Raw genomic sequence first — 13,362 nt, forward strand, 5'->3', positions numbered from 1 at the left:
GGCTTTCTTCATGGAGTAATGGCCCGCGAGTCTGGCCTCAATGAGGGCCGCGCGTCAAAGCTGATTCTTCGGCTCCTCGACTCTTGAACTGCGCGCGGAAAAGTGGAACATAAGGCCCATGAAAGCCACAAAATCCCTCCCCCGCCGTTCCTTCCTCAAGTCGGCCGCCATTGCGACCACCGCCGCTCCGTTCCTGCTTCCGTCGCAGATCTGGTCGGCCGAGACGAAACCCAACGACCGCATCGCGCTTGGTTTCATCGGGATGGGGACGCAGAATCGCGGTCTGCTGGGCGGTTTCCTGACCCATAAACAGACCCAGGTGCTCGCCGTGTGCGACGTGGACACCACGCGCCGCGAGAACGCGAAAAAAATAGTCGAGGATTACTACGCCAATAAAAATCCGGCCGGGTCCTACAAAGGGTGCGCCACGCACCACGACTTCCGCGAGTTGATCGGACGAAAGGACATTGACGCGGTCGTCATCGCGACACCCGATCACTGGCACGCATTCATCGCCATCACCGCGGCAAACGCCCGGAAAGACATCTACTGCGAAAAGCCGCTCTGCGAGTCCATTCACGAATCGCAGTCGATGATCAGGGCCGTCCGCAAAAACAACGTCGTCTTCCAGACCGGCTCCATGCAACGGTCATCACGGGAGTTCCGGACCGCCTGCGAGCTGGTTCGCAACGGCGTCATCGGAAAAATCAGGACCGTCGAGGTCGCTGTCGGCGGACCGGCTGTTCCGTGCAATCTCCTGACCGAAGCCGACGAGCCGGGTCTGGACTGGGACATGTGGCTCGGCCCCGCACCGCAACGCGGCTACAACTCCGAACTCAGCCCGCGCGGCGTGCACAAACATTTTCCAAACTGGCGCAACTACCGCGAATACGGCGGCGGTGGTGTGACCGACTGGGGCGCGCACCATTTCGACATCGCGCAGTGGGGCCTCGGCATGGACGAGAGTGGTCCGGAGGAAATCGTCCCGCCGCCCGATTGGGAGAAGGCGCAGAGCGGCGTGCGCCTGCGTTACGCGAGCGGCACGGAAGTCATTCACAAGCCCGGCAACGGAATCTGGTTCCACGGCGCCGACGGAAAAATCTACGTCAACCGCGGCAAGTTTGAATTCTGGAAGGGCAGCGAGCAGAAGGCGAAGGACGCCCACGAGTGCGAAGCGATGAGCAAGGAGTTCCTCGCGGATGCCAAGGTCCACCTCTACAAGAGCGGCGATCACAAGGCCGACTGGCTGGATTGCATCCGCAGCCGCGCGCGTCCCATCTGCGATGTCGAAGTGGGCGCGCACACGGTCAATGTCTGCCAGCTCGTCAACCTGGCCTATTACCACGGCGAGCGGATGAAATGGGACCCCGCGGCACGGCAGTTTACCGGCGGCACAGGCAAAACGGAGTGGCTCGACGTGCCGCAGCGCGATCCATGGAAGGTGGCTTGAGGGACGCAACTGCCGATGGGCGTGGATGCGCCGGGTTTCAGGTCGATCACCGCCGTCGCTCTGCGGTCGAGTTTTGCAACTTCACTTTCGCTCTGCCGGTCGCTGGTCGGGGAGTATTCCTCCGCCGAGGCCCCAATTTGCGGCGCGATTTCCGTAGTGGCGTGCGGCGGCGGCGTTCACTCCAGAGGGGATCGAACGCCCGTTAAAGGATGCCTGCCTCGATTGCCTCCGGGCAAAGTCGTCAGCAGCCGGCACCTGATCGTCTCCGGCGTGCTGACATTCTGATCCCGGTTCCTCGACTCTCGACACCCGGCTGTCGGCGACCTATGCTGCGGCAGATGTCTTTCGCAAACCGCCCATTGATCATCGCCGGGCACGAATTCAAATCGCGGCTCATCCTCGGCACGGGAAAGTTCTCTTCGCCGGAAAAAATGCGCGAAGCGCTCGACGCCAGCGGTGCGGAGATGGTTACCGTGGCCTTGCGCCGGGCGGACCTGAGCGGGAAACACGATCCGTTCGCCAACATTCTCGATTTCCTTGACCCGAAGCGGTACGTGATCCTGCCCAACACCAGCGGGGCGATGAACGCGGAGGAAGCGGTGCGCCTGGCGCGGCTCGCCCGCGCCGCGGGGCTGCCCAACTGGGTGAAGTTGGAAATCCATCCGGACCCGCGCTACCTGCTGCCTGATCCAATCGAGACGCTCAGGGCTGCCGAGATTCTCGTGAAGGAAGGGTTCGTCGTCCTGCCTTACATCAATGCCGACCCGGTGCTGGCCAAACGTCTGCAGGATGCCGGCACCGCCACGGTCATGCCGCTCGGCTCGCCCATCGGCTCGAATCGCGGCATCCAGTCCCGCGACCAGATTCGCATCATCATCGAACAGGCCACCGTGCCGGTGGTCGTCGATGCGGGCATAGGCGCACCGAGCCACGCCGCCGAAGCGATGGAGATGGGCGCTGACGCCGTGCTGGTGAACACAGCCATCGCGGTGGCGAATGATCCGATCGCCATGGGCCGGGCATTTGCCAAAGCGATTGAGGCTGGACGCACAGCTTTTGAAATCGGTCTGGGCGCGCAGCTCGATACCGCGAGCGCGACCAGCCCGCTGACGGCATTTTTGGATCAACCATGAAATTTCTTGCCCTTCCGCGCGTCCGGCAACTGCTCGCCGCCGCCTGCCGTGCGCATGTGCTTGTCCTGGGCGACGTGATACTCGATCAGTTCATCTGGGGCCGCGTCTCGCGCATTTCGCCGGAAGCGCCGGTGCCGGTCGTGGATTTTGAACGCGAGAGTTTCATGCCGGGCGGCGCGGCCAACGTGGCCCGCAATCTCACCGCCCTGAAGGCATCCGCCGATTTGCTCGGCGTCATCGGCCGGGACGAAGGGGGCAAGAAAATGGCCGGTTTGCTCGAGGAACAGCGGGTCCGTTGCGACAGCCTGCTGCAACACTTTGATCGCGCCACGAGCGTCAAGACGCGCATCATTGCGCACCAGCAACAGGTCGTGCGCATGGACCGCGAAACACGCTGCGAACTGGACGAAATGGCCTCGCAGCGCCTGCTTGAAACCGTTGTCCAAAAACTTCCCTCGGCGGACGCGGTCATTATCGGTGACTACGGCAAGGGGGTCGTGACCCAGCCGTTGCTCGACGAAATCAAAAAGCTCTGCCGCGCGCGGAGCATCTGGTTGAGCGTCGATCCCAAGCCCGTCCATCATCTCAACCTGACCGGACTTTCGCTCATCACGCCGAATCGCAAGGAAGCGTTTGAACTCGCCGGCGAGACTGACGACTCGCCGCGCGCAGCCAATCCGCTGACCGACGCCACCCTGATGCATGTGGCCGACCGGTTATTGCGCGAACTCCGGCCCGCGCTGCTGCTCATCACCCTCGGCGACCAGGGACTGTTGCTGTGCCAGCGCGGCCAGAAACCGTTTCACGTCCCGACCGTCGCTCAGGAGGTCTTTGATGTTTCGGGCGCGGGAGACACGGTCATCGCGTCCTTCACGCTGGCGATTGTCGCGGGGGCGTCACCGGTCGAGGCGGCCATTTTTTCAAACCACGCGGCGGGCGTGGTTGTCGGAAAAGTCGGTACGGCGACGGTTTCGCCGGAGGAATTATTGGCCAGCTTCAAGCGGGCAAGATGAGGCACGGGCTGCTTGCAGCGCCGGTCTATGACCGCTGGCAGGATCTCGGGCGCTTACAGAGCGCCTCTACAGTTTATGAACCGCGCAGTTTTTCTGGATCGCGACGGGACGATCATCGAAGACAAAGACTATCTGAACGACCCGGGGCAGGTCGTCCTTTTCCGCGGCGCGGCGGAGGCGTTGAAACGTTTGCAAGACGCAGGCTTCAAGCTGTTCATCGTCTCGAATCAATCCGGCGTCGGCCGCGGCTATTTCACCCTGGCCGAGGTGGAGCGAGTGAATCAACGGCTCGTGGAGTTGCTCGCGAAGCACGGCGTGCGCATCGAGAAGATTTACATCGCCCCCGAAGCGCCGGAGCAACCAAGCCGCGGCCGCAAGCCGTCGCCGCAATTCCTGTTCGACGCGCGCGACGAGTTCGGCATCGACCTTGCGCAAAGTTTCATGATCGGCGACAAGTTGAGTGATCTGGAATGTGGCTGGAACGCGGGCGTGAAGAAAAGCATTCTGGTGCGGACAAGGTACGATGCGGAGCAGGAACGAGACTTCACGGACGGACTAGCGCGTGCTGCGGTCGCATGTGATTTGAATGGGGCAGTGGAGTGGGTTTTGACTAACGATTGAGTCGGGTGCTATTACGAAGTGAATCACAATTGCGGCGACTTTGGCTCGTTCATACTCTTTTGAAAAAGCTTACCCAATTCCGTAACTTGATAGCTAATTTGGCTGATGCCACCTTGCCCTGGCGTTCGCGGCCCTTTCAGCCCGACCAGCCCAGTTCGGACGAGATTTGGATATAGAACCCTCATCCGTTCGACGGAAGGATTAGACAAGCTGGCAAACTCCGTTAGGTCATCGACGAAGCCAATATCGATTGCTGAAGCCAAACGTCGAAAATCCTCCCACCCAATCTCGCCCCGAACGAACCCTGTAAAGAATCTCGCAAGCATCAGCGGTTTGCACAAATCGTCGAGCTTGTCCAAGATGAGAACCAACGTATGCCCCAAGCGATTCGCCTTGGTTTGATCGCTTAACTGTTCTCTAACGAACTTTTCCTTTTCGGAATCGCTGAACCTAGGGCACGCGCGCATAAAGTCACACACTTTCCCCAGAAATATCCTGTCACGAATAGTCTTTGATATCGTACAGAATTTAACAACACTCCCAATCATCGGAGCGTCCTTCAAAAGGCCGTCGTCAAGCAGGATATCGAGTCCAAATTCAGACCAGTCAACTGCCAGGTCCTTGGCTTCCGAACTGCAAACCCCTTTCAGAATCGCAGCACCAAGGCTTTCTATCCCTAGATTCATAACAATCGGTTCACCCGCTTCATTCTTCCTAGGCGGCTATGGTTTGCGAGCGCAAAAAAAAGTCGCACCGGTTTCAGTTTCAAAATCAGTATTTCCTCAGCGTTCAATCCGTGGCTTAATCAACATCTGTGAAAATTGTTGGCTTCATTCCCGCCCGTTACGCCTCGACACGCTTTCCTGGCAAACCGCTGCATCCCATAGCCGGCAGGCCGCTCATCCAGCGCGTCGTCGAACGATGCAAGCTGGCGAAGTCGTTGAGCGAAGTGATCGTCGCGACGGACGACGCGCGCATTCGTGATGTGGCGCAGGAGTTTTGCCGGGTGGAGATGACGCGGGCCGATCATCCGAGCGGCTCGGACCGCGTCGCGGAAGTCGCGGCCCGCTGCGACTGCGACGCGGTCGTGAACATCCAGGGGGACGAGCCGCTGGTGGACCCGGCGGTCATCGACGCCGTGGCGGGTGCGCTGGCCAACGACGAAATGTCCACCGCCGCCGCGCCCATCACAGAGCCCTCGGAATACGACAATCCGAACATCGTAAAAGTCGTTGTCAATTCCGCCGGACGCGCCTTATACTTTTCCAGGCGCACGATACCGTTCGTGCGGGATGCCGCCAGTCGTTCGATCGGCGAACAGTTGGCGGCGTTTCCCTTTTTGAAGCACCTGGGCATTTACGGTTACCGGCGCGTGACATTGTTGCGGCTGGTCAAGTTCCCGGTCTCACCGCTCGAAGCGACCGAGAAACTGGAACAGTTGCGGGCGCTGGAAAACGGGATTCAGATTGCGGTCGTAAAGGTCGATTACGACAGCGTGGGCGTGGACACGCCCGCGGATGTGGCGATAGTGGAAAGAATGTTGAAGGCCGTTGAATCGTTGAACCGCTAAATCGGAATGTGAAATACATCTTCGTCACTGGCGGCGTGGTGAGTTCGTTGGGCAAGGGCCTGACGGCGGCCGCGCTCGGCACGCTGCTGGAAAACCGCGGGCTCAAGGTCGCGCTGCAAAAGTTCGATCCCTACCTCAACGTCGATCCCGGCACGATGAGTCCGTATCAGCACGGCGAGGTTTATGTGCTCGACGACGGCGCGGAGACCGACCTCGACCTCGGCCATTACGAGCGGTTCACCAATGTCAAATTGACCCGGCTCAACAATCTCACCAGCGGCCAGGTCTATCAGACCGTTCTCAATAACGAACGCGAGGGCAAATACCTCGGCAAAACGGTCCAGGTCATTCCGCACGTCACCGACGAAATCCAGAACCGCATTCACCTACTGGCCGAGCAATCGAAAGCGGACGTGATCATCACGGAAATCGGCGGCACGACCGGCGATATTGAGGGGCTGCCGTTTTTGGAGGCCATCCGCGAGTTTGCTCTCGAAGCCGGCCACGGCAATGTCGCCTTCATGCACGTGACGTTCGTGCCGTTCATCAGGGCGGCGGGCGAGCTGAAGACCAAGCCCACGCAGCAATCGGTCGCGAAGTTGCGCGAAATCGGCATCGCACCGCACATTTTGATCGCCCGCTGCGAACGGCCGCTGGACAAGGAACTGCGCCAGAAGATTTCCCTGTTTTGCAATGTCCCGTACGAAGCGGTCATCGAGGAAAAAGACGTTGACCACAGCATCTATGAAGTGCCGCTCATGCTCCAGCGCGAACGGCTTGACGACCTCGTCTGCCGGTTGCTGCACCTGGAGACACCGTTGGCGAACATGGCGCACTGGCAGGAAATCATCCGCAAACTCATCGCCCCGCAGCACCGCGTCCGCATCGGCGTCGTCGGCAAATACATCGAGCTGCAGGACGCCTACAAATCGGTTTACGAAGCGATCATCCACGGCGGGGTGGCGAACGATTGCGGCGTGGAGATCGTAAAGTTGGACGCCGAGGACATCGAACGCGAGGGTGCGGAAAAAATTCTCAAAGGGCTCGGCGGGATCCTGGTGCCGGGCGGCTTCGGCGAACGCGGCATTGAAGGCAAAATCATGGCTGCGAAATACGCGCGGGAAAACAAACTCCCTTACCTCGGCCTCTGCCTGGGAATGCAGATCGCGACGATTGAATTTGCGCGCAACGTGCTGAAACTGGAAAAGGCGCACTCGACCGAGTTCGAGCCCGGCACGCCGCACCCGGTCATCTGTCTGCTCGACGAGCAGAAGAAAGTGACGAAGAAGGGCGGCACCATGCGGCTGGGCGCGCAACCATGCCAGTTAGTGGTGGGTTCACAAGCAGCCAAGCTTTACGGCGCATTCGTCGTGAACGAGCGGCACCGGCACCGCTACGAATTCAACAACGCCTATCGCGACAGGTTCGAGAAGGCGGACTTCATGTTCAGCGGCACCTCGCCGGACGGCAAACTGGTGGAAATCATCGAGCAAACGAACCACCCTTTCTTCATTGCCAGCCAGTTCCATCCGGAATTCCGCAGCAAACCGCACCAGCCGCATCCGTTGTTCCGCGGCTTCATCGGAGCCGCCCACGCCCACATTCATCAACGGCCGTTGTGACACGGCGCGGCTGAACATGGGGGTGTTTCAGACAATCAATCTGGAGGCGCGAAAATGCGAACCGACATTCCGGCTCATTTTCGAGCACGGCAAGAAGTAGAGATGTACGGCGCACGCCTGTTGATTCCCGCGCTGGAGCATCTGCTCGCGCTCAAGTTGCACGCGTTGAGCGCACACTCACGCGGGCCGCTTTCTGAAGGATTTTTTAGATGTTGAAAATCTGTTGCGCGTAAACAAGGTTGATTTGCGTTCCGAGCGTGTTCGCCAGTTGTTCCTGAAATACGGCAATACCGAATTTATGAAAAAATATCCCACGCCTGCTCTGGCGGAGAAATTTGAATTGAACGAAGCCGCGGCGGCGGCCGAGCTTGAGTTGCCGGTGGCAACGGATTTTGTATCGCGCCCGCCGCGGATTGATCCACAAGCCATGCTTCGCCGGATCGAGGAAACCATGCATTGGCGCAGCACGCGACCCGGAGAATGCGAGCGCCGGCTGGCGGAGAAAATTCCAGAGGAATTTGTTCTTTAAGGGCTTCCCGGATGCCCGAAAAGACGGGCTGCTAAAAAGGTGGAGGAATTGAAATTCAATGCAACGCGCAAGCCGGGCGAGAGAAAGCGACTGGTCATTCTGTCGCTGTTCCTGTTGGCGACCGCTGGTTTCGTTGTTTGGCTGACCGCCGGGTCCCACCACGAACCGCTGCACAAAGGCAAACCGATCAGTTATTGGGTGGACGGCGCGTGTCGCGAGAATGCAGACGAAAGATTCTTGCAGCAGCTTGACGAGATCGGCAAGCCGGCTGTTCCTTACCTGATAGCGAAGCTTCGCATGAGGGATACGCGGTTGCGCAAAGCTTGGATTGCGATTTGGAGACACCTCCCGACAGGATTAAGAAGCAGGTTGCCTGAGGGCGAGTTGGTATATTGGGTACGCCATGAGGCGATAAACTGTGTCCGCAGGCTTGGTCCCAAAGCCGAATCCGCCGTTCCAGAACTCATTGTGCTTATTAGGGAACAGCCCCAAGACTTGAGTTATATTTGCGCCGCCCTCGAAGAAATCGGCCCAAAGGCTCAACAAGCATTGCCAGCGCTGCGCAATCAGATGGCTGGCAAATCGCTTTTCGACCAGGTCAACCTAGCGAAAACGATCTGGACAATTGGTGGAGACACAAACCTCGCGTGCGAAATATTTGCCAAGGCATTGACCCAAGACCAGGACGACAGCGCGGCAGTGAACGCGGCGGCATTCGCAAAGATCATGGGGCCGCAAGCGGTGACCCTGGAATCAGCCTTGGAACAGCTGGCAACGAACATGACGCACAGCGCGGGCACGCGCGACAACGCCACCTGTGCGGTAGGGGCGCTGGGCTTGACCAACGAAACCGTCGTTTCGATTTTGCTCGAAGGAATCAAGAATCCTGAACTATATGTGCGAACCGATTGTGCGCTGGATCTGTGGCACCTCAACCCGAAGTACGCGTCTCTCGCGGTTCCCATTATCGTCGAAATGCTCGTGGACAAGAAGAGGCGTTTTCCCGGCGATCGAACAGAACTGCTCGACTACAAGTTCAGAAAGTTGGATTTCAAAGCCGCAATCCCGGTCCTAGGAAAAATCGCTCAGACCGGTTCACCGGAAGCACAACAAATCGCCGCCGGGGCACTGCAAAAGCTTGATACGAAAAACGGAGACAATGCAGGAAAGCGATGATCTACCGCGAAGTCATCCAGTTCCTCTACGACCTGCGCTTGTTCGGCGCGAAGTTTGGATTGGAAAACACCTTCAAACTCGCGGCGCTCGCCGGAAATCCGCAGGAGAAACTGCGTTTCATTCACGTCGCCGGGACGAATGGCAAAGGTTCCACCTGCGCGATGCTCGAAAGCATTTATCGAGCAGCGGGTCTGCGTGTGGGTTTGTTCACGTCGCCGCATCTCGTTTCGTTTCGTGAACGGATACAGGTCAACCGCCAGCTCGTTAACGAATCCGACGTGGTGCGGTTGCTCGAAGAAATGCAGCCGTGGCTTGAAGAGTTTCCAAAGGACCATCATCCGACGTTTTTCGAGGTGGTGACAGTGATGGCCTTGCGCTACTTCGCGGAAAAAAAGTGCGACCTCGTGATCTGGGAAACGGGCATGGGCGGCCGGTTCGATGCCACGAACATTGTCGTGCCGCTGGCGAGCGTCATCACCAATATCAGTTTCGACCATCAACAATGGCTCGGGGACACACTCGCGAAGATCGCCGGCGAAAAGGCCGGCATCATCAAGCCCGGCGTGCCGGTCGTTACAACCGCGGACGCGCCGGAAGCGCTGGCGATCATCGAGGAAACCGCGAGGCGCTTGAATGCGCCGCTCGTCAAAGCCGGAGAGACCTTCCGTTCGTCCCGGGCAGGCAGTCTGACTGCGTTGTCTCTGGCCGGCAAACATCAAGAACGCAACGCAGCGGCGGCAATCGCGATCGTCGAAACGCTCCGCAGAATGATCCCGGTCAGGGACGAGACGATCCGGATCGGTCTGGAATCCGTCCAGTGGCCGGGGCGGTTGCAGGTCGTCAAATCGAAATCCGGACAAACAGTTCTGCTCGACGGCGCGCACAACGCCGCGGGTGCCGACGCGCTGCGCGATGCCCTGGAAACGTATTATCCGAGTGCGAAACCGGCGCTCATTCTGGGCGTACTGGAAGACAAGGACTGGCGGCACCTTTGCGAAGCGCTTGCGCCGCTGGCGATGCACATCCTGCCGGCGTCCGTGAACAGCGAACGGACGACGCCGCCGGAGAGGCTGCGTGACGCGTGCGCTATTGCGAATCCTGGCGCGCAAGTCACCGCTTGTCCTTCGCTGGCGGATGCGTTAAAGGAAGCAGCGGATGCCCCGTTCGTTGTCATCACCGGTTCACTGTACCTCGTGGGCGAGGCGATGGAGTTGCTCGGCCTTTCGCCGACGACATCGGAAGGCGAACGCGAATTGAACGAATGGTCCGCCAAAAAATGAAAGATTTCAAAATTCATAGTCGAAGGGAAGGCCCGCGCGCCGGGTTACAGACTCTCATCCGGAGATTTTCAACCAAGGCAACCGGGGCATCGCGGGGGCGGGGTTATTTGGGTGGCCTGGGCGCTGCGCTGGGAATTGCCCTGATCACAGGATGTATCTCGGGCGGTTCGCGCGATTCCTCGACCGCCCGGCTCACTTATCCCGCCACCCGCAAGACGAACGTCGTGGACGATTACCACGGCGTGAAGGTTGCCGATCCCTATCGCTGGCTGGAGGACGACAATTCACCGGAAACCAGGGCGTGGGTGGAAGCGGAGAACAAGGTTACTTTTGGCTACCTTCAGACGATTCCTGAATTGCCGGACATCAAGGCGCGCCTGACGAAGCTGTGGAATTATGAACGCTACGGCGTGCCGTTCAGGCAGGGTGGCCGATACTTCTTCTCGAAAAACAACGGCCTGCAAAACCAGAGCGTGCTCTACACCATGGCCACGCTCGATGCGGAGCCGTCCGTGTTGCTGGATCCGAACACACTTTCCGCCGACGGCACCGTGGCCTTGAAAGGTTACGACATCACGGAGGATGGCAATCTGATGGCTTATGCGCTTTCCACAGCCGGCTCAGACTGGGAGGAGATCCGCGTGCGCGATGTACGAACGGCGCGGGATCTGCCCGACCTGACCAGATGGGTGAAGTTTTCCGGCATTTCCTGGACGAAGGACGGCAAAGGGTATTTTTACTCGCGTTACGACGAACCGACGGAGGAAACAAAACTGACGAAGGCCAACTATTTTCATAAACTTTACTACCACCGGCTCGGCGCGCCGCAGTCGGAGGACAAGCTCGTTTATCAACGGTCCGATCACAAGGACTGGAATTTCAACGGCTCGGTTACGGATGACGGACATTACCTCGTCATCACCGCGTCCGAGGGCACCGACCCGAAGAACCGCGTTCTTTACCAGGACCTGCAGCGACCGGATTCGCCGGTCGTGGAACTGCTCATGGACTTCGACGCCGATTACACGTTCATTGACAATGACGGCCCGCGCTTCTGGTTCCGCACCGACCTGAACGCGCCGCGACATCGGGTGATCGCCATCGACGTCACTCATCCTGAACGCGCGAACTGGAAGGAAATCATTCCCGAGGCGAAGGAAACACTCGGCAGTGTCGGGACGCTCAACGACCGGTTTGTGTGCGTTTATCTGAAGGACGCCCACAGCGAGGTAAAGATTTTCGGACTGGACGGCGCGTTGGTGCGCGGACTCGCGCTGCCGGGCATTGGCTCGGTCGGGGGTTTCGCCGGCAAACGGTCCGACACGGAAACCTTCTATTCCTTCACCAGCTTCACGGTTCCGGGAACCATTTTCCGGTACGACGTGAAATCGGGCGCAAACACGGTTTTTCGCGAGCCGAAGGTCGCGTTCAATCCCGGCGACTACGAAACGCGCCAGATTTTTTACGCCAGCAAGGACGGCACGCGCGTCCCGATGTTCATCACGCACAAGAAGGGGCTGAAGTTGAACGGAAAAAATCCCACCCTGCTTTACGGTTACGGCGGATTTGACATCAGCCTGACCCCGGGGTTTTCCGTGGCGAATCTCGTGTGGATGGAAATGGGAGGGGTGTATGCGGTGCCGAATTTGCGCGGTGGCGGCGAATACGGCGAGGAATGGCATCAGGCCGGCATGAAATCCAGGAAGCAAAATGTCTTCGACGACTTCATCGCTGCGGCGGAATGGCTCATCGCAAACAAATACACGCGGCCCGACAAACTAGCGATTTCGGGCGGCAGCAACGGCGGGTTGCTCGTCGGCGCATGCGAAACCCAGCGGCCCGAATTGTTTGGCGCCGCGCTGCCGGCGGTCGGCGTGATGGACATGCTGCGCTTCCAGAAGTTCACGATCGGATGGGCATGGACTTCCGACTACGGCTCATCGGACAATGCGGAGGAGTTCAAGGCGCTCCACGCCTATTCGCCGCTGCACCATATCAAACCCGGAACCAGGTATCCCGCGACCCTCATCACGACCGCGGACCACGACGACCGCGTGGTGCCCGCGCACAGTTTCAAATACGCCGCCACGCTACAGGCCGCGCAGGCAGGCACTGCGCCCATCCTGATTCGAATCGAAACGCGGGCCGGCCACGGTGCGGGCAAACCGACCACGAAAATCATTGAGGAGACAGCGCAACGCTGGGCTTTTCTTTTGCGCGAGCTGAAAATCAAACTGCCGGGCGGTCGCCGGAGCGAGTAATTCCCCATGCAATCGCGCGGAAACATTCAGGTGGTGACCTTTGACGTGGGCGGCACCTTGATACAGCCCTGGCCTTCGGTCGGACACGTGTACGCCGAAATCGCCGCCGGACATGGTTTCGCGGGCATTTCACCCGGGAAACTGAACAGGAACTTTGCGGCGGCCTGGCGGGCGAAGAATGACTTTCAGCACACATTGCCCGAATGGTCGGCTCTGGTGGACCAGTCGTTTGCCGGTTTGTGCGATGTGCCGCCCAGCCGGACATTTTTTCCCGCCATTTACGAGCGCTTCAGCACCGCGGACGTGTGGCGCACCTATGAGGACGTGCTGCCCGCGCTCGACGCGCTTGCCTCGCGAGACATGCGCCTGGCAATTGTATCCAACTGGGACGAACGGTTGCGTCCCTTGCTGCAGCAGTTGCGGCTCGACCGTTATTTCGAAACCTTCATCGTCTCGTGTGAGGTGGGTTTCGCCAAACCATCGCCGGTCATTTTCGAACAGGCCTCCAAAAAAACCGGAGTGGCGCCCGGTCAGATTCTCCATGTCGGTGACAGTTTCACTGACGACGTGACCGGGGCCAGAGCGGCCGGCTGCGGCGCTCTGCTCATCGACCGCGCGAACGCCGCCGCGGGCGCCGACAGGATTTCCTCCCTGCGCGAGCTGGAGGCGGTTGTGTTTTCGTCTGCGCCCGGCGGAAGTTGAGGCAA

12 protein-coding genes are annotated in these 13,362 nt (G+C 59.3%); 11 read left to right on the plus strand and 1 reads right to left on the minus strand.

Annotated elements, in window-relative coordinates; genetic code table 11:
- The first annotated feature begins 118 nt into the window (after positions 1-118).
- The 4 genes from VN887_06250 to VN887_06265 all read left to right on the plus strand — a co-directional run bounded on the left by VN887_06250 (position 119) and on the right by VN887_06265 (position 4,217).
- Positions 119-1,450, plus strand: a complete 1,332-nt coding sequence (locus tag VN887_06250) for a Gfo/Idh/MocA family oxidoreductase (protein ID HXT39608.1) — start codon at positions 119-121, stop codon at positions 1,448-1,450.
- 338 nt (positions 1,451-1,788) lie between these two features.
- A complete protein-coding gene (locus VN887_06255) occupies positions 1,789-2,583 on the plus strand; it encodes a thiazole synthase (protein ID HXT39609.1) in 795 nt (264 codons plus the stop codon).
- Positions 2,580-3,596, plus strand: coding sequence for a D-glycero-beta-D-manno-heptose-7-phosphate kinase (rfaE1, locus tag VN887_06260; protein ID HXT39610.1), 1,017 nt, complete (start codon positions 2,580-2,582; stop codon positions 3,594-3,596). Before VN887_06255 ends, rfaE1 begins: the two co-directional genes overlap by 4 nt.
- A 75-nt stretch (positions 3,597-3,671) precedes the next feature.
- A complete protein-coding gene (locus tag VN887_06265) occupies positions 3,672-4,217 on the plus strand; it encodes an HAD family hydrolase (protein ID HXT39611.1) in 546 nt (181 codons plus the stop codon).
- A 23-nt stretch (positions 4,218-4,240) separates the two neighbouring features.
- Here the strand turns inward: VN887_06265 and VN887_06270 are convergent, their stop codons facing one another.
- Positions 4,241-4,903, minus strand: coding sequence for a hypothetical protein (locus tag VN887_06270; GenBank protein ID HXT39612.1), 663 nt, complete (start codon positions 4,901-4,903; stop codon positions 4,241-4,243).
- Between the two features lie 128 nt (positions 4,904-5,031).
- Between VN887_06270 and kdsB the strand changes: the two genes are divergently transcribed.
- The 7 genes from kdsB (at position 5,032) to VN887_06305 (ending at position 13,357) form a co-directional block, all read left to right on the plus strand.
- The gene (gene kdsB, locus VN887_06275; protein HXT39613.1) at positions 5,032-5,787 is read left to right on the plus strand and encodes a 3-deoxy-manno-octulosonate cytidylyltransferase; all 756 of its coding nucleotides are present in this window, start codon (positions 5,032-5,034) and stop codon (positions 5,785-5,787) included.
- 8 nt (positions 5,788-5,795) lie between these two features.
- Positions 5,796-7,409 carry a CTP synthase gene (locus tag VN887_06280; GenBank protein HXT39614.1) on the plus strand — a complete coding sequence of 538 codons (1,614 nt, stop codon included), beginning with the start codon at positions 5,796-5,798 and terminating at the stop codon, positions 7,407-7,409.
- Between the two features lie 298 nt (positions 7,410-7,707).
- On the plus strand, positions 7,708-7,938 hold the full coding sequence (locus VN887_06285) for a hypothetical protein (GenBank protein HXT39615.1): 231 nt from the start codon (positions 7,708-7,710) through the stop codon (positions 7,936-7,938).
- 237 nt (positions 7,939-8,175) lie between these two features.
- Positions 8,176-9,114 (plus strand): hypothetical protein, encoded by a 939-nt coding sequence (locus VN887_06290; GenBank protein ID HXT39616.1) that lies wholly within the window; start codon positions 8,176-8,178, stop codon positions 9,112-9,114.
- Positions 9,111-10,394, plus strand: coding sequence for a folylpolyglutamate synthase/dihydrofolate synthase family protein (locus VN887_06295; protein HXT39617.1), 1,284 nt, complete (start codon positions 9,111-9,113; stop codon positions 10,392-10,394). The genes VN887_06290 and VN887_06295 overlap by 4 nt, the downstream gene beginning before the upstream one ends.
- Positions 10,391-12,655: a prolyl oligopeptidase family serine peptidase gene (locus VN887_06300; GenBank protein HXT39618.1), complete on the plus strand. Its 2,265-nt coding sequence runs from the start codon at positions 10,391-10,393 to the stop codon at positions 12,653-12,655. Before VN887_06295 ends, VN887_06300 begins: the two co-directional genes overlap by 4 nt.
- A gap of 6 nt (positions 12,656-12,661) precedes the next feature.
- Positions 12,662-13,357 carry an HAD-IA family hydrolase gene (locus VN887_06305; protein HXT39619.1) on the plus strand — a complete coding sequence of 232 codons (696 nt, stop codon included), beginning with the start codon at positions 12,662-12,664 and terminating at the stop codon, positions 13,355-13,357.
- Positions 13,358-13,362: the final 5 nt, after the last annotated feature.

Source organism: Candidatus Angelobacter sp., from assembly GCA_035607015.1.
Lineage (GTDB): Bacteria > Verrucomicrobiota > Verrucomicrobiia > Limisphaerales > AV2 > AV2.